Source organism: Bradyrhizobium sp. AZCC 1719 (assembly GCF_036924525.1).
Taxonomy (GTDB): Bacteria; Pseudomonadota; Alphaproteobacteria; order Rhizobiales; family Xanthobacteraceae; genus Bradyrhizobium.
Window position 1 is genome coordinate 5,739,653 of sequence record NZ_JAZHRU010000001.1, and the last position, 19,228, is coordinate 5,758,880.

The 19,228-nt window shown below is 64.0% G+C and carries 16 protein-coding genes and 1 pseudogene; 10 read left to right on the forward strand and 7 right to left on the reverse strand.

Annotation, left to right across the window (positions count from 1 at the left end; all coding sequences use genetic code 11):
* Window positions 1–45 precede the first annotated feature (45 nt).
* The 4 genes from V1292_RS27065 (at window position 46) to V1292_RS27080 (ending at window position 3,899) form a co-directional block, all read left to right on the forward strand.
* Entirely contained in the window at window positions 46–1,266 is a 1,221-nt protein-coding gene (locus tag V1292_RS27065; protein ID WP_334375671.1) for an SLC13 family permease, read from the forward strand.
* A 161-nt stretch (window positions 1,267–1,427) separates the two neighbouring features.
* Window positions 1,428–2,309, forward strand: coding sequence for a hypothetical protein (locus tag V1292_RS27070; RefSeq protein ID WP_334375672.1), 882 nt, complete (start codon window positions 1,428–1,430; stop codon window positions 2,307–2,309).
* Window positions 2,310–2,394: 85 nt separating this feature from the next.
* Window positions 2,395–3,237, forward strand: a complete 843-nt coding sequence (locus tag V1292_RS27075) for an endonuclease/exonuclease/phosphatase family protein (RefSeq protein ID WP_334375673.1) — start codon at window positions 2,395–2,397, stop codon at window positions 3,235–3,237.
* Between the two features lie 176 nt (window positions 3,238–3,413).
* Complete coding sequence (locus V1292_RS27080) at window positions 3,414–3,899, forward strand: hypothetical protein (protein ID WP_334375674.1); 486 nt, start codon at window positions 3,414–3,416, stop codon at window positions 3,897–3,899.
* Between the two features lie 14 nt (window positions 3,900–3,913).
* On the opposite strand, the gene V1292_RS27085 is transcribed toward V1292_RS27080, so the two are convergent.
* Window positions 3,914–4,852 carry a GlxA family transcriptional regulator gene (locus V1292_RS27085; RefSeq protein ID WP_334375675.1) on the reverse strand — a complete coding sequence of 313 codons (939 nt, stop codon included), beginning with the start codon at window positions 4,850–4,852 and terminating at the stop codon, window positions 3,914–3,916.
* A 131-nt stretch (window positions 4,853–4,983) separates the two neighbouring features.
* On the opposite strand from V1292_RS27085, the pseudogene V1292_RS27090 reads away from it, so the two are divergent.
* Window positions 4,984–5,689, forward strand: a pseudogene (locus tag V1292_RS27090) (DJ-1/PfpI family protein).
* A 414-nt stretch (window positions 5,690–6,103) separates the two neighbouring features.
* Here the strand turns inward: V1292_RS27090 and V1292_RS27095 are convergent.
* On the reverse strand, window positions 6,104–6,514 hold the full coding sequence (locus V1292_RS27095; RefSeq protein ID WP_028346327.1) for an NADH:ubiquinone oxidoreductase subunit NDUFA12: 411 nt from the start codon (window positions 6,512–6,514) through the stop codon (window positions 6,104–6,106).
* Between the two features lie 255 nt (window positions 6,515–6,769).
* On the opposite strand from V1292_RS27095, the gene V1292_RS27100 reads away from it, so the two are divergent.
* Window positions 6,770–7,459, forward strand: a complete 690-nt coding sequence (locus V1292_RS27100) for a BA14K family protein (protein ID WP_334375676.1) — start codon at window positions 6,770–6,772, stop codon at window positions 7,457–7,459.
* Window positions 7,460–7,548: 89 nt separating this feature from the next.
* Here the strand turns inward: V1292_RS27100 and V1292_RS27105 are convergent, their stop codons facing one another.
* Window positions 7,549–8,454, reverse strand: a complete 906-nt coding sequence (locus tag V1292_RS27105; protein WP_334375677.1) for a DMT family transporter — start codon at window positions 8,452–8,454, stop codon at window positions 7,549–7,551.
* Between the two features lie 180 nt (window positions 8,455–8,634).
* Between V1292_RS27105 and V1292_RS27110 the strand changes: the two genes are divergently transcribed.
* From V1292_RS27110 to V1292_RS27120, 3 genes are all read left to right on the forward strand, one after another.
* Window positions 8,635–9,042 (forward strand): response regulator, encoded by a 408-nt coding sequence (locus V1292_RS27110; protein WP_334377177.1) that lies wholly within the window; start codon window positions 8,635–8,637, stop codon window positions 9,040–9,042.
* Between the two features lie 15 nt (window positions 9,043–9,057).
* Window positions 9,058–11,292, forward strand: a complete 2,235-nt coding sequence (locus V1292_RS27115; protein ID WP_334375678.1) for a CHASE3 domain-containing protein — start codon at window positions 9,058–9,060, stop codon at window positions 11,290–11,292.
* 104 nt (window positions 11,293–11,396) lie between these two features.
* Window positions 11,397–11,735 carry an HNH endonuclease gene (locus V1292_RS27120; RefSeq protein WP_334375679.1) on the forward strand — a complete coding sequence of 113 codons (339 nt, stop codon included), beginning with the start codon at window positions 11,397–11,399 and terminating at the stop codon, window positions 11,733–11,735.
* Between the two features lie 71 nt (window positions 11,736–11,806).
* On the opposite strand, the gene V1292_RS27125 is transcribed toward V1292_RS27120, so the two are convergent.
* The 4 genes from V1292_RS27125 to V1292_RS27140 all read right to left on the reverse strand — a co-directional run bounded on the left by V1292_RS27125 (window position 11,807) and on the right by V1292_RS27140 (window position 14,683).
* Window positions 11,807–12,163, reverse strand: a complete 357-nt coding sequence (locus tag V1292_RS27125; RefSeq protein ID WP_334375680.1) for a type II toxin-antitoxin system RelE/ParE family toxin — start codon at window positions 12,161–12,163, stop codon at window positions 11,807–11,809.
* 9 nt (window positions 12,164–12,172) lie between these two features.
* On the reverse strand, window positions 12,173–12,460 hold the full coding sequence (locus tag V1292_RS27130) for a type II toxin-antitoxin system ParD family antitoxin (protein ID WP_334375681.1): 288 nt from the start codon (window positions 12,458–12,460) through the stop codon (window positions 12,173–12,175).
* 139 nt (window positions 12,461–12,599) lie between these two features.
* Window positions 12,600–13,664, reverse strand: a complete 1,065-nt coding sequence (locus V1292_RS27135; RefSeq protein ID WP_334375682.1) for a ketopantoate reductase family protein — start codon at window positions 13,662–13,664, stop codon at window positions 12,600–12,602.
* A gap of 119 nt (window positions 13,665–13,783) precedes the next feature.
* Window positions 13,784–14,683 (reverse strand): DMT family transporter, encoded by a 900-nt coding sequence (locus V1292_RS27140; RefSeq protein ID WP_334375683.1) that lies wholly within the window; start codon window positions 14,681–14,683, stop codon window positions 13,784–13,786.
* Window positions 14,684–15,474: 791 nt separating this feature from the next.
* On the opposite strand from V1292_RS27140, the gene V1292_RS27145 reads away from it, so the two are divergent.
* On the forward strand, window positions 15,475–19,221 hold the full coding sequence (locus V1292_RS27145; protein WP_334375684.1) for a vitamin B12-dependent ribonucleotide reductase: 3,747 nt from the start codon (window positions 15,475–15,477) through the stop codon (window positions 19,219–19,221).
* Window positions 19,222–19,228 lie beyond the last annotated feature (7 nt).

The following is a 19,228-nucleotide window of genomic DNA, read 5'->3' on the forward strand; positions in this document are numbered from 1 at the left end:
CTATCGGTAAACCGTGAATTTCTCCTGCGCACATTTGGGGCCGCTGTGATCGAACCAATCCTCCTGTTTGGCATACCCGTCGATTTTCTGCTGTTCGCGCTGACGCTGCTCGGCGTCGCGCTGTTCCATCATCACACGCTGCCCGTTGCGCTGACGGGATTGGCCGCCATCGTGATCTACAAGCTGATCTTCACCGGCTTCAAATACGGTACGGGTCTCAATGGCCTCGGCCACCACATGGTCCATGAATGGGTAACGCTCGCCAACCTGTTCCTGCTGCTGATGGGCTTTGCGTTGCTGTCCCGGCATTTCGAAGAAAGCCGGATTCCGGACGAGATGCCGGCATTGCTGCCGGACGATTGGAAGGGCGGGGTCGTGCTGCTCGTCCTTGTGTTCGTGCTCTCGAGCTTCCTCGATAACATCGCCGCGGCGCTGATCGGCGGCACCGTCGCGCGCCACGTGTTCCGCGGCAAGGTTCACATCGGCTATCTCGCAGCCATCGTTGCGGCCTCCAACGCCGGCGGTGCGGGCAGCGTCGTCGGCGACACCACCACCACCATGATGTGGATCGCCGGCGTCAGTCCGCTCGCCGTTGTCGAAGCCTACATCGCCGCCATCGTCGCGATGTTGATTTTTGCGGTGCCGGCGTCGATCCAGCAGCACCGCTATTCGCCAATTCAGAAAGATGCGCCGAGGGGGCTCAGCATCGACCCGACCCGGGTGTTCATTGTCGCGGTCATCCTCGCCGCAGCGCTGGTGGCAAACGTCACGGCAAACCTGAAATTTCCCGCGCTGCTCGATACCGTTCCGGTTCTGGGCCTCGCGGTCTGGGCGGCTATCCTGTTGACCGCCGGCTTGCGGTCACCGGACTGGAAAGTGATGCCGGAAACCTTCAAGGGAACCATCTTCCTGCTCGCCCTCGTCACAGCGGCCTCCCTTATGCCGGTCGAGCGGCTGCCGGTGGCGTCATGGCCGACCGCGCTTGGTTTAGGCTTCGTCTCCGCGGTGTTCGACAACATCCCCCTCACCGCGCTCGCCCTGAAACAAGGCGGCTATGACTGGGGCTTCCTGGCTTACGCCGTCGGGTTCGGCGGCTCGATGATCTGGTTCGGCTCATCGGCCGGCGTCGCCTTGTCGAACATGTATCCGGAGGCGAAGTCCGTCGGACGCTGGGTTAGCCATGGCTGGCCTGTAGCGGTGGCCTACGTCGTCGGTTTCCTGGTGATGCTCGCTATCATTGGCTGGCGTCCCGACGCCCGGCTTTAGCGCGGTCGAAGGTGATTGCCGGCCTTGTGTCGGCAATCATCCATTGGCCGGCGACGCGACGACTGTACCGACTCAGGCCGCAATGTTATCCAAGTTTCGGACTAGCTCTCGCACGCAACAATCCTGCCGGTGATTCGGCAGCAATCCGCGAGGTGATTGCAATGGCATTTTTCAGGCGCGAGCTCGGCCCGATCGAGCGCTTCGAGGTTGCGCTGAAGGACAAGCTGACAGCGCGGCAGAAGTTGGCCGAGCGGTTGAGCCTCGCCGAATCGGAACTTGCAGAAAAGCGTGCCGCTGCCGAGCGGCTGGCGGTAGCCGGTGCCGACAATTCCCGGCTCGATCGGGCCGAAGCCAGCATGCGCGCCGTCGAAGACCGCGCCAAGACGTTGCGCGCCGAATTGGTGGAATTCGACGATCAGGTAGCCTCGGCCGAGCGCGCCCTCGCTGATGCCAAGGCCCAGCGCGACCGCGACGCGATGGCTGACGAGATCGAGGCGATGGCTGCGGCGATCGAGCGGGCTGCGCCCGGATTCGAAGCCGGCACCACAGCGCTCGTCGAGGCCGTTACAAAAAGCTCGCTGTCGATCCCTGAAGCCACCCGGTTCTCGGCCAGCGTGGATGCGGTGCGTAGCGAAGTCCGCGCGGCGGCGGACTTGATCTGCTGGGAGCTGCGTTCCGCCGCGGTGCGCACGCGCGCGGGCAACGCCAACCTCGCCAACCCCGCGCCATCCCTGTCGGAGGAGCGGCCATCGGCAGAGACCGAGCGGCAATTGATGTATACCCTCCACCCCCTGCGTTGGCGCGAGGACGGCAAGGTGCGCAAAGTTCCCGCCTTTGCGTTGGTCGGGCTGCCCAAGGCGCTGCTGCCGGTAGCGCTGCAGCATCAGCACGTAGACCATCTCAACGCCCGCCGCGTGCAGACGTTGATGCATCTTCACGGCAGCGCAGGAAGCGGCGAACCGCAGGACGACGATCCGCAGCTTGTCGATCTGGACGCCTTACTCACAGAGGAAACGCAGAGCGCGCAAGCCGACGTTGCGTGAGCCAGTGCAGACGGCCACCGGCAAGCCTGAACCAACCGCTCCAGCGGACGTTGTCCGGGTGCGTTCATGAAGCCGGCTTACGAGGATGCGGCTACGCGTCGTCACGCTCAACGTCTGGAATCGGCAAGGCGATCCGAAACGAACCGGTTTGATCAATCTGGAACTGCGCCGGCTGGCTCCCGATCTCGTGTCATTCCAGGAAGTGGTCAAATCGCCGGACCATTCGCAACTCGACGAGTTGATCCACGACACCGGTCTGCATGGAACGCATCAGGCTGACGTGCTGCGCACCGTCCCGCCCCATGCCGATCGTTTTGGCGGTAGCGCCATCGCGACGCGATGGCCGCATCGCGTCGAGGAAGTCCTCGATCTGCGCATGTCGGATGCGAACGATGTCCCGTGGTGTTCGCTGGCAGTAACGGTGCCGCTACCCGACGAAGGCGATCTCTTGTTCATCGCCGCTGCGACCTCGTGGCGGCTCGCCGCGGAATCGGCCCGGGAACGGCAGGTCGTTGCGCTGACGGATCTCGACGCGCGTCACCGGCAGCCGCTTCCCACCATCATCGCCGGCGACTTCAACGCAACGCCTGACGCAGCCAGCATTCGCTACCTTACCGGACTGCAGTCGCTCGGCGGACGAAGCGTCAAGTATCACGACGCCTGGGAAGTCGCAGGCGAAGGTCAGGGTTACACCTGGAGCGTCGACAATCCGAATGCACAGTCGGAGATCGGCACGATCGTCCGTCAGCCGCGTCATCGGCGCAGGGTCGATTACGTGTTCGTGGGCTCCTGGGACGCCCACCCGAAGGCGAGCTGCGAGGTTCAGGCCGCCTCGCTCGCATTCGACCTGGCGGTCGACGGCATCTGGCCCAGCGACCATTTCGGCGTCGTGGCCGATTTGGAAATCAGCGCCGCTCCCTCCGCGTGAGGAGGTTACCCTGGCCCTTGCAGCCGGGCACTGTTCGAAATCGGCTCCGGCAACATCGCCACCACGGTTCCTTCGGGAATCGGGTGGCCGCGACGCCTTCATCCTGCGATCCCGGACGCTCACGAGCCAAGCCGTGCCGTCGAACAAGGCAAGGCGATTGCAGTTGGAGAAGGTCAATGAAACCCGAAGGCGATCTGACGACCCGAAATCCGTTCGGCGTCATGGACGTTCCAAATCCCGGTGATGACGACGTGATGCAGTTCGCCCGCATCACGATGCCGGAAGAATCCGCCACCGACGAGAATGCAAAGCCATGGAGCCCTGGAGATGCGAGCTACCAGCGCAGCACGATCGATGGTGAGTGGTCGAGCCGCTGGAAGGGTGCTGCAGACCCAACCATACCGGGCGATGCCCCCGATAAATGGAAACAGGGCCGGGGCGAAGCAAGAACCGTGGGAGACCGCGTGTACCTGTTGTTCGACTGGAATTCCGGCGCGCGCCGGGGACTGATCGAGGCACGGCGCGAAGGTCCGCGGCGACTGGTGGGCAAGTATATCAACCTGAACAACCCGGAGATCACGGTGCCCTGGGTCGGCCTGGTGGTGAGCGATCAGCGAATAGACGGCTACTTTGCGCAAGGCCGGGTGGATTTCCGGAGGTAGCGGCTTCCATTCACCTACCCTGCCCGCGCCGCGCGACGCAGCGATTGCGGGGGCTGGCCGAAGGCGCGGATGAAGGCGCGGCGCATCCGCTCGGGGTCGCGAAAGCCGGTGGTCTGCGCGACGCGCTCGATCGCCTCGCTGGAGGACTGCACGCGTTGCCGTGCCACCTCGATGCGCAGCCGCTCCACCGCCTTTGACGGCGTGGTGCCGGTCTCGGCCATGAAGGCGCGCGTGAAATGCCGCGAACTCATGCCGGCCTGCTCGGCGAGATCCTCGACGGTGAGCGGCGCATCGAGGTTTTCGCGCGCCCAGGCCAGCAGCGGCCCGAAGCGGCCGTTCGGCGCCTTCAATTCCAGAAGCGAGGAGAATTGCGACTGGCCGCCGCTGCGGCGGTGATAGAGCACGAGCTGCTTCGCGGTCTTCTGCGCGATCTCATCGCCATAGTCCTCCGCGATCATCGCCAGCGACAGATCGATGCCGGCCGATATCCCCGCCGACGTCCAGACGTCGCCGTCGCGCACGAAGATGCGATCGGGCTCCAGCTTCACCTGCGGGTAGGTTTTCAGAAAATGCCGCGTGCGCTGCCAATGCGTGGTAGCGCGGCGGCCGTCGAGCAGGCCGGCTTCTGCGAGGACATAGGCGCCGGAGCAGACGCTGGCGATGCGGATGCCGCGCTTGGCAATCGTGCGCACGAAGCCGATCGTCTTCTCGCAGGCGGCGGCCTGCCGCACGCCCTCGCCGCCGGCGACGATCAGCGTCGTGATCGCAGATGCCGACTTCAAACCTCTCGCAACGATTTCGACGCCCGACGACGAGCGCACCGGCCCCGGCGTCACCGCCAGAACCCGGATCGCGGGCGCCCCCTCGGCAAAGCGCGCCGCGATCTCGAACGCCGATATCGGCCCGGCCGCATCGAGCAACTGGAAATCCGGAAAGACGAGAACGCCGATCATGATGCTGGCCCGCTTTTGGCTTCTATCCTAACTTTTGGCATATGTCCTAAAATGAGGGAAAAATGCCATTTCGGACACCAAGCGACCATGGCAGGATGCCTTTCGTCAAGCCAAATTTTCCGGAGGTCACGATGTCCGCGCCATCTCAACCGTCCACGCCACTTCAGATCGGTCTCGTGCTGGTTTCCGCGCGTCACCCAGCTCGACTTCACCGGTCCCTTGCAGGTGTTCTCCAGTCTGCCCGCCGCCAACGTGCATTTGATCTGGAAACGGATTGAGCCGGTGACGAGCGATTCCGTGCTGGTGCTGACGCCGACCACGACCTTCGCCGACTGTCCGCAGCTCGACGTCATCTGCGTGCCGGGCGGGTTCGGCACCGACGACATGATCAACGACGAGGAGATGCTGGCCTTCCTGCGGAAGCAGGCGCTTGGCGCGAAATATATCACTTCCGTCTGTACGGGGTCGCTGGTGCTCGGCGCCGCCGGCCTGCTCAAGGGCTTTCGCGCGGCGACGCACTGGACGGCGATGGATTTTCTGAGCGCGTTCGGCGCGATCCCGACCAAGACGCGCGTCTGCGTCGACCGCAACCGCGTCACCGGCGGCGGCGTCACCGCGGGCATCGATTTCGCGCTGACGCTGGTCTCGCTACTGCACGATCAGAAGACCGCGGAGGCGATCCAGCTCCGGCTCGAATACAACCCGGCGCCGCCGTTCAATTCCGGCTCACCCGACACCGCGCCGCCGGAAGTGCTTGCCTTCATGAAGGACAGGATTGCGCAAGCGCAGATCCGCCGCAGCGAGATGATCGACCGCGCCGCCGCACGGCTGGCGTAGCGTCGTTTGCTTCCGTGTCCCGGACGCGGCGCAGCGTTCTTTACACTGCGACGCAGAGCGGGACACGTGACCGCCGTCATAAAGAAAAAGGCCGCCTGGTTTCCCAGACGGCCTTTCCTGTCCTACGGCAGCCACACATTAGCGGGCGATTTCAGAACCTCTGCACCGGGGGCCTATCTCCCGGCCGTGTCCTACTCGGTGACCGCTGCAAATCGGGGCAGTCGCGACTGGAGCCCGACACCGACGCGATGGTTTCCCATCTCCGTAAGATGGCTACATTGAGCCGCGATAACGCGGATGGCGCAAGACGGCTGCGGCGGATGTCCCCGCTGATCCCGTTATTCACAGGGTCGATGATTGTGGTCTAAGGCGCATGCAACCGCGGAATGACCGCGCGCGGGAATGACGATCGTCTCAGCTTCCTGGCGTCCAGGGCTGGTAGTCGCCGGTCGCCTTGGGGCGGCGGCCGCTTGCCAGCGTCGATCCGGAGGGGCGGTAGGCGGCGGGCGTGCCGGTCAGGTTCGGCACGTGCGGCTTTTCCCACTCGCGCGGCGTGTAGCTCTCTTCGGTCGGCGCGGTATCGACAACGTGATGCAGCCAGCCATGCCATGACGGCGGCACCCGGCTCGCCTCGGCAAGCCCGTTGTAGATCACCCAGCGCCGCTCGAAACCCAGCGTCGGATCGATCTTGCCGCCCTTGGTGCGGTAGTAGCGGTTGCCCTGCTCGTCCTGGCCGACCAATTCGCCGAACCGCCACGTCCACAATTGCGTGCCGAACGTTTGGCCGTTCCACCAAGTGAAAAATTTCAGCAGAAACAGCTTCATGAGAGCTCGGTCGGTTCGAGATATCGTGCCGCTCTGATGCCACCGGCGGGACGGATTGTCCAGACAGAGGCTGACATTCCGGCCCTGCCGGACGGGCGGCTTGCCGCCCGCCATGGTCGCGGAATCGGCGCAATCCGTTCATCCCGGATACAGTTCCAACCCGACAGGCTGAGCGCCCATGCAATCAGTGCGCGGGCTCTGGAACGTCCGCCCCTTGAGCGGGTTAGGGCCTATATCCCGCAAATGGAGCCTAAAATGATCAGTCTAAAGGTTTTGAGTACCGCGGCAGCGATGGCGCTTGTGTTGCCGGTGGTCGCGCCAAGCCTCAGCGCCGTTCAGGCGCAGGATAGAGGCGGTGGTGGCGGTGGCGCCGGCGCCAGGGGCGGCGGTGGTGGCGGCGGTGCAGCCATCGGCGGTGGCGGTGCAGCTATCGGTGGCGGTGGCGGCATGAGAGGTGGCGGCGGTGGCGGTGCAGCTATCGGCGGCGGCGGCATCAGAGGTGGCGGCGTGGCCGTTGCACCCAGCGGAGGTGGCCGTGCGGCCGTCGCACCTGGCAGTCCCGGCGGCTTCAGGGCTGGTGCCGTTGCCGGTACGGAAGGCCGCGGAACCGGCTTTGTCCGGCCCGCGCCCGGCGTCGGCGGAGGTACCGTCGCGGGTGGCGGATGGCACGGCGGCCGTCACTTTCATCATCGCCACCGTCACGGCGGCTTCTGGCCAGGCTTCGCGATCGGAGCCGGTATCGGGTCGGCCTATGGCTATTACGGCAGTCCCTACTACTACGATGACTCCTATGCATATTACGACGACGACACTGTGGTCGCCGCGGCACCCCCCGCCGGCGATGATGCCGTGGCGTATTGCATGCGGCGGTACAAATCCTACGATCCGGCATCAGGAACGTATCTCGGCTATGACGGGCAGCGTCACCCCTGCCCGGCGCAATAGCACGATAGCGTGAATCCAAGGGCGGCACACATTCCGGTGTGCCGCCCTGTCCGTTCCAGAGTTTGTCCGTTCCGGAGTTAGAGTGTTTTCTAGGCGCGCAATGCCACCGCGACGCCGCCAAGCGTAAACACCAGTGCCGCGACCTCGCGCAGGCCGAGCGGCTCGCGCAGCATCGCCGCCGCTGCAAGCACCCCGATAACGGGAACCAGCAAGGTTCCGATCGAGGCCGTCGCCGCTGGCAGCCGCTCCAGCGCGGCGAACCAACACACGTAGCACAGGCAGAACTGGATCGACGTCATATAGAGCAGCGACGCCCAGCCGATGGATGACAGATCAGCCAGTTGCGGCTGCTCGACCACAAGGCCCACGATCGCAATCGGCAGGCAGCCCAGCCCGATCTGCCAGGCGGCCAGCGACAGCGGCGGCATCGCCAGCGGAAAATGCTTGGTCAATACGGTGCCAAGCCCAACGCACACAGCGCCTGCCAACGCGCAGGCGATGCCCGGCAACTTCTCGACGCTGGCCTCGATGCCGTTGCCGCCAATCAGCACGGCGATGCCGGCGAGCGCGACCATCAGCGCGACGGCGCGGAGCGGCGACAGCCGCTCGCCGAGGATCGGCCGAGCCAGAAACGCCACCCAGACCGGGATCGATATCCCGAGCACGGCGGCCTCGCTGGCGTTGAGCCACAATAGCGCCAGCCCCATGAACGCGACCCAGCCGCCGATCGTGAGCATCGAGACCAGGAGCAGCCGCAGCCACATGTGACGCGGTACGCTCAATTTCTGCCGGCGCGCGAGCGCAAACAGCGCCAATGCCGCGGCGCCGACGATGCCGCACAGGCCGCGCGAGGACAACGGCGGCCATTCGGTCAGTAAATGTTTCATGATCGGAAAGTTGAGGCCCCACCCCACTGACGTAACGGAGAGCAGGATGAGTCCGAGTGGCGACAGCCGGCCGGCAGCGGCGCGCCTCGCATGGTTGATTGGCGACATGACGGGATTAGATCCGGAACCGGCGGTTGAATTTGTAATCGTTCTGATACAGCGAAACAGAATTGCCCTCGGCAATTTTTATGGGCAGTCTACCATGCAGACGACTGTCAACGTTTCGACTTTAATCGTCACATGGGACGCGCGACCGCCTGGCCGCCGCCCGAGGAAGAAGGAATCATCGTGCCGCGCGTTCTCGTGGTCGATGACGACCCGATGGTGTGCGTTGCCATCGAGGTTTGTCTGACGCGCAAGGGTTTCGAGGTCACCGTTGCCGACGGTGGTGAAGCGGGAATGCGCGCGCTCGAAACGTCCGATTTCGACGTCATGCTGATCGATGTGTTCATGCCGCATATGCGCGGCTTCGAATCGATCCGGATGTTCCACGAGCGCAAGCCGGATGTACCTGTTATCGCGATGTCGGGCTACGCCTTCGCCAACACCGAACGCGCACCGGATTTCCTGCGGATGACCATCGAGCTCGGCGCGGCGTGCTGCCTGCGCAAACCGTTCACGCCGGACGCGTTGTTGACCTCGGTCAATCAATGCATCACCAAACCGAAAGCTTCCGCGCAGCAGTCGAAATCGTGAAGTAAACAACTGGCAATGCCCTCGCAGCGTATCATTCTTGGAATTGGCCTCGCTATCCTCCTCATTATCGGCGCTGCCTCGATCGGTCTCGACCTCAAGTCGCGGTCCGACGCAGCCTCGGTCGACCGCGCGCTTGGAATACTCAGCAAACTCTCGGATATGCGCCCAATGCTGCGCCGGGCGGAAAGCGCGGCGCGCGCCTTCGCGATCACCGGCAATCAGGAGTTCGCCCGGGACTACAGCGAGGCAAGCGCCGCTATCCTGCCGGCGCTGGCGGCGCTGATCGAGGCGGTCAAGGACAATCCCACCGAAAAGCGGCTGATCGAGGAAACCAAGGCGCTGGTCGAGCGGCAGATTGCCGTCAATGGCGAGTTGATCAGGCTCCGGACCGCGGGAGATGGCGCCGCCGTCGCAGCGCTCGTCGCCCAGGAAGACCGCGCGGCGACGGAGGCGATCTCCGCAAACCTTGCAAAAGCGGTGGCGGAAGAGCGCAGGCTGCTTTTTGCCAGACGCGCCGAATCCGAAACCAACGGGACGCTTCTGCTGGCGATCGATCTCGCCGGCGTCCTGCTGATTCTGGTCCTCGCCACTCTTCTGACGGTCTCAACCCGCCGCTCGCGCCGGGAACTGCAGGATTCGCTGAGCGCCACCAAGGCCACCAACGAGGCGCTGGAGGCCGCGGTCGCCGAGCGCACCGAGCATCTGGTCGCCGCGCATGAGGAACTCAGGCTTTCGGCCGCCGTCTTGCGCAGCACCTTTCACAGCATGGCGGAGGCCGTGCTCGTCATCGACACCAGGGGCGAGGTTTTGCTCTCGAACCCGGCCGCCGAGAAGATGCTGCGCTACCGGCCGGGCATGACGGTCGAGCACTTGCGGTCGCTCAGCGCGGTTTTCCATGCCGACGGTGTGACGCCGCTACCAGTCCGTGACATGCCCGCCTCGCGCGCGCTGCGCGGCGAAGCGTTCGACGCCAGCGAAATCGTGTTGCGCCCGGTTGGCGGCAATCCGCCGGTTCACCTCGTGATCAGCGGCCGGCCGCTGCGCGATGCCTCGGGTGCCATCAGCGGCGCGGCGCTGGTCTACCACGACATCACGGGGTCGCGCGAAACCGAGCACAAGCTGCAGCAGGCGCAAAAGCTCGACGCCATCGGCAAGCTCACCGGCGGCGTCGCGCACGACTTCAACAACATGCTGACCGTGATCACCGGCACCACCGAAACGCTGGTAGCCAACCTTGCGCACGAGCCGGCGTTGCAGAAGACCGCCGAACTGATCGACCAGGCGGCGGAGCGCTGCAGCGAGCTGATCCAGCATCTGCTCGCCTTCGCCCGCCGCCAGCCGTTGCAGCCGCGCAATGTCGACATCAACGCGACCCTGCTCGATATCGCAAAACTGCTTCGCCCGACGCTCGGCGAGCAGGTCGAGGTCAACTCCATTCTCGAGCAGGAAGTGGCGATTGCCCATATCGACGCATCGCAGCTCGCCAACTCCCTGCTCAACATGGCGATCAACGCGCGCGATGCGATGCCGAATGGCGGCAAGTTGCTTTTGGAGACGCGCAACGTCGTGCTCGACGAGGCCTATGCGCAGGCCAACCCGGACGCAAAGCCCGGTCCCTATGTAATGCTCGCGGTCAGCGACACCGGCGCCGGCATGCCGCAGGACGTACTGGACAAGGTGTTCGAGCCGTTCTTCACCACCAAGGAGGTCGGCAAGGGCTCAGGCCTCGGCTTGAGCATGGTCTACGGCTTCGTCAAACAGTCCGGCGGGCACATCCGGATCTACAGCGAGGTCGGCCACGGCACCACGATCAAGCTCTATCTGCCCCCTGCCCGCGGCCAGGTCGAGGCCGCGCCGCCGGCGGCAACGCCGCTGCCGCATGGCAACGAGACCATCATGGTGGTGGAAGACGACGCGCTGGTGCGCAACTTCGTCACCGCGCAATTGCAGAGCCTCGGCTACCGCACGGTGGCCGCCGCCAACGGACCGGCGGCGATGAACCTGATCGAAGGCGGTCAGGCGTTCGATTTGCTGTTCACCGATGTCATCATGCCCGGCGGCATGACCGGACGCGAACTCGCGGACAAGGTGCTGAAGCTCCGGCCCGGCATCAAGGTGTTATATACGTCCGGCTATACCGACAACGCGATCGTGCACCAGGGCCGCCTCGATCCCGGCGTGCTGCTGCTGACCAAGCCGTACCGGAAGTCGCAGTTGGCGAACATGATCCGCCGCGCGCTGTCGGGATAAACAAGGCGCAGGCCTCCCCCTCCTGCGGCGTCGTTTTCAATGCCAACTTGATGTATGAGAGGGTGAGACTTGGACAAAGAGATTCGGGGGAAGAGCCAAGGCTAATGGCCGACGTGATCTACAAGCGCTGCTATTTCGATTGGGGCGGACGCTGCGCCTACTGCGACGTTGGACTGCCCCGGCAAAAGACGGGCGGCAAGGTCAAGGCCAGCATCGACCATTTCATTCCGCTCTCCAAGGGAGGCCAGAATGGCAGGAGCAACCGCGTGCTGTCCTGCTACCCCTGCAATCTCGCCAAGGGCGATACCGACCCGCGCGAGACCAATCAATGGCGCCATATCGAACAGCGCCTCGCCGAGATCGCCGCTTCGCCGCTGATCAGTCACGGCAAGCTCAAGCTGCTTATTCCGGAGCTGGTGAAGCAAGTTGGCGTAGAGGCATGATCCGCACCAGAAGGGCCGCGTTGGCGCTGATCGACGACGGCAAGCCACCAACCTGTTCACCGCACAGCGCCCTATTCGGCTTTCTCGTCGGGGACAGGTGGAAGATGACGCTGAAGGTCCATTCTCTCGTGCAGGATTCGCACGATTTCGATCGTCATTCCTGGTGCCACCCGGTACATCAGGAAGTAACTTCCGCGCCGACCGTGCCGCGCGATGTGGAGTGTGCGAAGACCTGACATGATCTCGCCTCGCGCTTTGGAGCCCGCAACCTCGGGACCGTCGGCAAGTTCGCCGATCGCCTGAACGAGCGTGTCCCGATAGACACGCGATTGCCGCTCACCAAAATTCTCGGTGGTCCATTTGACGATGTTCGCAAAATCGACTTCTGCCGCAGCGCCGAGGCGGACACGCCATTTCCGCTCGACCATTGGCGGAATCTATCCGGCGGTCTTGGAGATGACCTTCTCCGAGAGGTCATTCAAATAGCCTCGCAACTCTTCGATATCTCCGAACTCTTTGAATTCGCCTCGATCCAGTGCACCAAGACCGACCCGCGCTGCTGATCGCAGAGCCCTCAGCTTGCTTGCGTCCTCCGCCTCGCGTTGCTCCACCAGCCGCAACCCCTCGCGCAGCACTTCGCTGGCGTTTTGGTAGCGGCCGGACTCGACAAGGGACTTGATGAGGTCTGCTTGGCGCTCCGTCAGCACAACATTTCTGGTTGGCACTGGCGTCCTCTCACTTGTTCGAGTTCCGCTGATGATAGCATCATGTGCCATCACGCTCCATGACCAAGCGACGCGTCCCTCAGCTACAGCGCGGATGCCTCTTCATCCGCCTGGCGCGCCATTCTCGATTAGGCGTTCCTCACTGCGCCCCCGATCCCCCCGCCACGATCTTCTCGTTCAGCTTCTGATCCACGATCTCGACCGTGCGGTCGATCTCGGCGCTGGGCGCGCCGAGCTGGTGCGAGATCAGCTTCACGAGCAGGTCGACGCGCTCGATGAACGGCGCGCCGGCGGCGACCGCACGGGCCGCCGATGACGGCTTGAGCAGGCTTTCGGCCGCCTTGGCATACTTCCCGAACGGCACCTGGTCCTGCGGATCGGCGCCCAGGCGCCGTGCGATTCCGTCGACGTGATCGTAGATCGACTGCGACAGTTTCAGGTCGCCGTGCACGGCGTCGCGGATCGACTGCGGATCGTTCGGCGTGATGCAGCGGTAATTGCCGGTCAGCAGCATCGACCATTTGGCGAGCGGCACGAACAGCGAGTCGAACACTTTCAGCTTCACCGGGACGTCGTGGCCATCCAGCGTCACCGCATCGATATCAGCTTCCAGCTCGCGAAGCAGCTTGTTGTCCTTCTCGTCGGCAAAGGCCGCCGCCTTGAAGTTGGTCGGCAGGCCGACATGCAGCACGTTTGCCGCCTCTTCCGGCGGACGGAAGGCCTGCGGATCGGGCGAGCACAGCGTCACCAACCCCGGCTGGAAGCGTTCCCACACCTGCGCATTGGTATAGGCCTCCTCGAGGTCCATGTCCGCCAGCGCCGGGATCCGCTTGAGATAGGGTAACGGCGGCATGTTCATGATCGACAGACAAGGCAGCTTCGCCTCGGCGATCTTGATCATCAGAACGCGGATCGTGTGGTTGGTGTATTGCGGCTCCTGCATTGCAAGACCGACCAGGTCGTAGCGGGAAAGATCGACCTCGGCGGGCGTGGTCGCATCCAGCTTGCCCGGCAGGTCGCGCGAAAAGATCGCGCGGTGCACCGCCTCGTCGCGCAGCTTGATGCGTACTTCGGTGCCGTCGCGGTTGATGAGCTCGGCCGTCTTCTTCCGGCAGACCAGGGTCACGTTGTGACCGGCCATCAAAAGCTTCGTCGCCAGCAAGGAGCCATACGAAGCCCCCAGGATCAAAATGTTGCGCGCCATACTCTCTCTTTCACAGATAAAACCAGGCCCCTATGGGGGTCTGGCACCCATTATACCAGAATTGACCGTCCCGATGCCTACTGCAAACCGGCAGCCATTACAATCGGATAGACTGGCCTTTACGACCTTGTCGCCAGCACGACGCCGGCCAGCGTAAACACCAGCGCCGCGATCTGGATCGGCCCGAGCGGCTCGCCGAGTGCGATGGCGGAGGCGACGACGCCGATCACCGGCACCGCCATGGTGCCGATCGCGGCGACTGATGCCGGCAGGCGGGCGAGCGCGGCGAACCAGCTCACATAGGCGATGCAGAACTGGATCACGGTGGAATAGATCAGGAGCCACCAGCCGAGCTGTGTCACCTCATCGATATGCGTGGTCTCGACGGCGAGACCGATGATGACGATCGGGAAACAGCCGAGCCCGATCTGCCAGGCCGCGGCCGGGATCGGCGGCAGCGGCACCGGCAGCTTCTTCGCCAGCACCGTGCCGAGCGCAAAGCCGAACGCGCCGCCCAGCGCCATCACCATGCCCGGCAGCTTTGCGGCGGTCGCGCTAAAGCCGTTGCCGCCCATGATCGCGGCGAGGCCCGCGAACGCCATCACCAGCGCCACCGTGCGCAGAATAGTCGGCCGTTCGCCGAGCACCGGCCAGGCCAGGAGCGAGGCCCAGACCGGCATGGTGTAGGCGATCAGCGCCGCTTCGCTGGCCGGCAGCCACAACAGCGCCAGCCCCATCAGCACCATCCATCCCGTGACGTTGAGCAGCGCCGAGAGCATCAGCCGCGGCCACAAATGCCGCTCGACCTTGAGGCTCTGCGAGCGCGCCAGCGCCAGCACGGCCAGGAGCGCCGCGCCGATCACACCGGTCGAGCCCCGCAGCGTCAGCGGCGGCAGCTCGCTCAGGAGATACTTCGTGACGGGCCAGTTAAAGCCCCAACCCACCGAGGTGATGGCGAGGAACATCAGGCCTGCGGGCGCGATCCGCATCGGCGCGCTGGTCGGTTTTGATTCTGTCATGGAGCCCGGCAAGGGACGGAAAAGCGGTGGAATCGGCCCTCACCTTGCCGCTTATCGGCGGGCGGGACCACGGGCTCGCGGGCATGCCAGCCCTCCCGCTCCGTAGCGTTACGTGAGTCTTTCGAACGCAATCCCGAAGGGAGAAAAAATACCTGCCCTGTGAACAGCGGGACGAAGCCTGTTTCCACATGCGAGGAACAAATTTTTGGGTTGGGAATCCCTGAGGACTCACCGATACTTGGCACCATCACAGGCGCGGGAACACCCCCTGTTATCCCTCACTTTCCACCATATTTAGTATTTGATTCAGGAACTCGTACTACTCCTTGACGGGCGCAACGGGTTTGGCCTAGCCTTATTGCTGGACGGCGCGAGTTAAGTTCTGGGTCCCGCCGATCGCTCCCAAATGGGTTCCGAACGAGCACTCCGTCAGCCGGTTGAGGCACGGATCGAGGGCTTGTCTGCCCAAAATTCGGGGGCGATCCGGGCCTTAAAAAACGAGCCGAATGGCTCAAGGCGACGACGCGCGGCGTTGAGTTGGGAGCATGGTCCGGAAAAGTGGGTACCGGTTTTCCGAACAGACCATGCTCAAACGAAGGAAGGGGCTGGCCTTGCCGAAAGGCGGGACGAGCCCTTGGGGTGGCGAAGACAGAAACAGGGCCGGGTTCACCGGTAGAGCTTGCGGATCTCAAGGGCCAAGGTTGTCTTCAACCATGGTCCCGAAGGTTCGCTCACAGAAACATCCGGCAACCGCAGGAAATGCGGACCGGGCAAGACGGGGCACGACAACTATGCGAATCGAACGGCGCAACACCACTTCCGGCCAGTCACCCTATGCAGGGATTGATTTCAGGCTGACGACATCGGAGATCCGCAACCCCGACGGTTCGGTCGTGTTTCGGCTCGAAAATGTCGAAGTGCCCCAGTTCTGGTCGCAGGTCGCCTCCGACGTGCTGGCGCAGAAATACTTCCGGAAAGCCGGCGTCGCCGCGCGCCTGAAGAAGGTCGAGGAAGAGACCGTCCCGTCGTGGCTGTGGCGCTCGGTGCCGGACACCGAGGCCCTCGCCCTGCTGCCTGAAAGCGAGCGCTATGTCGGCGAGACCAGCGCCAAGCAGGTGTTCGATCGCCTCGCCGGCTGCTGGACCTATTGGGGCTGGAAGGGCGGCTATTTCTCGTCCGATGAAGACGCGCAGGCGTTTTACGACGAGCTGCGCTACCAGCTCGCCAAGCAGATGGTCGCGCCGAACTCGCCGCAATGGTTCAACACCGGGCTGCATTGGGCTTACGGCATCGATGGCCCCGGCCAGGGCCACTATTACGTCGACTGGAAGACCGGCAAACTGACGAAATCCAAGTCGGCGTACGAGCACCCGCAGCCGCACGCCTGCTTCATCCAGGGCATCGAGGACGACCTCGTCAACGAGGGCGGCATCATGGACCTCTGGGTGCGTGAGGCGCGCCTGTTCAAATACGGCTCCGGCACCGGCTCCAACTTCTCGCGCCTGCGCGGCGAAGGCGAGCGCCTTTCCGGCGGCGGCCGCTCGTCCGGCCTGATGTCTTTCCTCAAGATCGGTGATCGCGCCGCGGGAGCCATCAAGAGCGGCGGCACCACGCGCCGCGCGGCCAAGATGGTCGTGGTCGACGTCGATCATCCCGACATCGAGACCTATATCGACTGGAAGGTGAAGGAGGAGCAGAAGGTCGCCGCGCTGGTCACCGGCTCCAAGATCAACCAGAAGCACCTCAAGGCCGTGCTGAAGGCCTGCGTGAACTGCGAAGGCTCGGGCGATGACTGCTTCGATCCCGAGAAGAACCCTGCCCTCCGCCGCGAGATCAAGCTGGCGCGCCGCGCGCTGGTGCCCGACAATTACATCAAGCGGGTGATCCAGTTCGCCAAGCAAGGCTACAAGGACATCGACTTCCCGATCTACGATACCGATTGGGATTCGGAAGCCTACCTCACGGTCTCCGGCCAGAACTCCAACAACTCGGTCTCGCTGAAGGACGACTTCCTTCGCGCTGTCGAAACCGACGGCGAGTGGAATCTGATCGGCCGCACCAACAAGAAGATCACCAAGACCCTCAAGGCGCGCGAGCTCTGGGAAAAGATCGGCCACGCCGCCTGGGCCTCGGCCGATCCCGGCCTGCACTTCAACACCACGATGAACGACTGGCACACCTGCAAGGCGTCCGGCGACATCCGCGCGTCGAACCCGTGCTCGGAATACATGTTCCTGGACGACACGGCGTGCAACCTCGCCTCCGCCAATCTGCTGACCTTCTATTCGACGACGACAAAACGGTTCGACGTCGAGGCCTATGAGCACCTGTGCCGGCTCTGGACCATCGTGCTCGAAATCTCCGTGATGATGGCGCAATTCCCGTCGAAGGCGATCGCCGAACTCTCCTACGAGTTCCGCACGCTGGGCCTCGGCTTTGCCAACATCGGCGGCCTCCTGATGACCATGGGGCTTCCCTACGACTCCAAGGAAGGCCGTTCGCTGTGCGGCGCGCTGACCGCTGTGATGACCGGCATCGCCTACAAGACCTCGGCCGAGATGGCGGCCGAGCTCGGCACCTTCCCCGGCTACAAGAAGAACACCCAGCACATGCTGCGCGTGATCCGCAACCACCGCCGCGCCGCCCATGGCCACGCCTCGGGCTATGAAGCGCTGTCGGTCAACCCGGTGCCGCTCGACCACGCCTCCTGCCCGCAAGGAGACGTGATCGCGCACGCGACCAAAGCCTGGGACGACGCGCTGACGCTTGGCGAAGCCAACGGCTTCCGCAACGCGCAGACGACAGTGGTGGCGCCGACCGGCACCATCGGCCTCGTGATGGATTGCGACACCACCGGCATCGAGCCTGACTTTGCGCTGGTGAAGTTCAAGAAGCTCGCCGGCGGCGGCTACTGGAAGATCATCAACCAGGCCGTGCCCGAAGCGCTGCGCGCGCTCGGCTACAGCGAAGCGCTTATTGCGGAGATCGAAGCCTACGCCGTCGGCCACGGCTCGCTCTCCAACGCGCCCGGCATCAACCTCACCACGCTGAAGGCCAAAGGCTTCACCGACGAAGCGCTGGCCAAAGTGGAAAAGGCGTTGCCGACCGCCTTCGACATCAAGTTCGCCTTCAACAAGTGGACCTTTGGCGAAGACTTCCTGCGCGACACGCTGAACCTCTCGGCCGAGACGATCGCGGCCCCCGGCTTCGACCTGCTGGCCGCCCTCGGCTTCAGCAAACGTGAGATCGAGGCCGCGAACGTGCACATCTGCGGCGCGATGACGGTGGAAGGCGCCCCGCATCTGAAGGCCGAACACTATCCGGTGTTCGACTGCGCCAACCCCTGCGGCAAGATCGGCAAGCGCTATCTGTCGGTCGAGAGCCACATCCGCATGATGGCGGTGTCGCAGCCGTTCATCTCGGGCGCGATCAGCAAGACCATCAACATGCCGAACGACGCCACCGTCGAGGATTGCAAGGCGGCGTATCTCTTGTCCTGGAAGCTCGCGCTGAAGGCCAACGCGCTCTACCGCGACGGCTCGAAGCTCTCCCAGCCCTTGAACTCGCAGCTCATCGCCGACGATGACGACGAGGACGATGCGGTGGAGGCGCTCTACGAGAAACCGATGGCCGCGCGCACTGCGCAGGTCTCGGAAAAGATCGTCGAGAAGCTGGTCGAGCGCATCGTCGTGATGCGCGAGCGCGAGAAGATGCCGGACCGACGCAAGGGCTACACCCAGAAGGCGGTGGTCGGCGGCCACAAGGTCTACTTGCGCACCGGCGAATATGACGACGGCCGTCTCGGCGAGATCTTCATCGACATGCACAAGGAAGGCGCAGCACTCCGCTCCTTCATCAACAATTTTGCGATCGCCGTCTCGCTCGGCCTGCAATACGGCGTGCCGCTGGAGGAATATGTCGACGCCTTCACCTTCACCCGCTTCGAGCCGGCGGGCCCCGTGCAGGGCAACGACAGCATCAAGTACGCGACCTCGATCCTCGACTATGTGTTCCGCGAGCTCGCGGTCAGCTACATGTCGCGCTTCGACCTCGCCCATGTCGATCCGACCGAGTCGAATTTCGACGCGCTCGGCAAGGGCGTCGAGGAAGGCAAGGAGCCGTCCGACCAGGGCCAACAGGCCACCAAGTATCTGTCCAAGGGCCTGACCCGCTCGCGCACGGATAATCTGGTGGTGATGCGCGGCGGCGACGTGGATGCCCGCGGCTCCCACAACGTCACCGCGATCGCCGGACACGGCCCCAGCGCCCGCGCCTCCGACGCGCACGAAGGCGCCGTGGCGTTAAGGCAGGAATCCCAGCACGACCTGTCCCCGACAGAAAAGCTGGGAGCCCTGCAATGGAGCAAGGCCGGCAGCGCCGCCGTGGCGGTCGCCCCCAGCAAGGCCGAACGCCGCGCGGAAGCCAAGGCCAAGGGCTACGAAGGCGAGATGTGCTCGGAATGCGGCAACTTCACGCTGGTGCGGAATGGGACCTGCATGAAGTGCGATACGTGTGGAAGCACGACGGGGTGTTCTTAGCTTTTGG

Excerpts from the sequence above, each read along its gene's own strand:
- V1292_RS27145 (WP_334375684.1), top strand. The coding sequence starts at position 15,475 with ATGCGAATCGAACGGCGCAACACCACTTCCGGCCAGTCACCCTATGCA.
- V1292_RS27120 (WP_334375679.1), top strand. The coding sequence starts at position 11,397 with ATGGCCGACGTGATCTACAAGCGCTGCTATTTCGATTGGGGCGGACGC.
- V1292_RS27105 (WP_334375677.1), bottom strand. The coding sequence starts at position 8,454 with ATGTCGCCAATCAACCATGCGAGGCGCGCCGCTGCCGGCCGGCTGTCG.
- V1292_RS27115 (WP_334375678.1), top strand. The coding sequence starts at position 9,058 with ATGCCCTCGCAGCGTATCATTCTTGGAATTGGCCTCGCTATCCTCCTC.
- V1292_RS27100 (WP_334375676.1), top strand. The coding sequence starts at position 6,770 with ATGATCAGTCTAAAGGTTTTGAGTACCGCGGCAGCGATGGCGCTTGTG.
- V1292_RS27095 (WP_028346327.1), bottom strand. The coding sequence starts at position 6,514 with ATGAAGCTGTTTCTGCTGAAATTTTTCACTTGGTGGAACGGCCAAACG.
- V1292_RS27140 (WP_334375683.1), bottom strand. The coding sequence starts at position 14,683 with ATGACAGAATCAAAACCGACCAGCGCGCCGATGCGGATCGCGCCCGCA.
- V1292_RS27135 (WP_334375682.1), bottom strand. The coding sequence starts at position 13,664 with ATGGCGCGCAACATTTTGATCCTGGGGGCTTCGTATGGCTCCTTGCTG.
- V1292_RS27075 (WP_334375673.1), top strand. The coding sequence starts at position 2,395 with ATGCGGCTACGCGTCGTCACGCTCAACGTCTGGAATCGGCAAGGCGAT.
- V1292_RS27085 (WP_334375675.1), bottom strand. The coding sequence starts at position 4,852 with ATGATCGGCGTTCTCGTCTTTCCGGATTTCCAGTTGCTCGATGCGGCC.
- V1292_RS27125 (WP_334375680.1), bottom strand. The coding sequence starts at position 12,163 with ATGGTCGAGCGGAAATGGCGTGTCCGCCTCGGCGCTGCGGCAGAAGTC.
- V1292_RS27070 (WP_334375672.1), top strand. The coding sequence starts at position 1,428 with ATGGCATTTTTCAGGCGCGAGCTCGGCCCGATCGAGCGCTTCGAGGTT.
- V1292_RS27080 (WP_334375674.1), top strand. The coding sequence starts at position 3,414 with ATGAAACCCGAAGGCGATCTGACGACCCGAAATCCGTTCGGCGTCATG.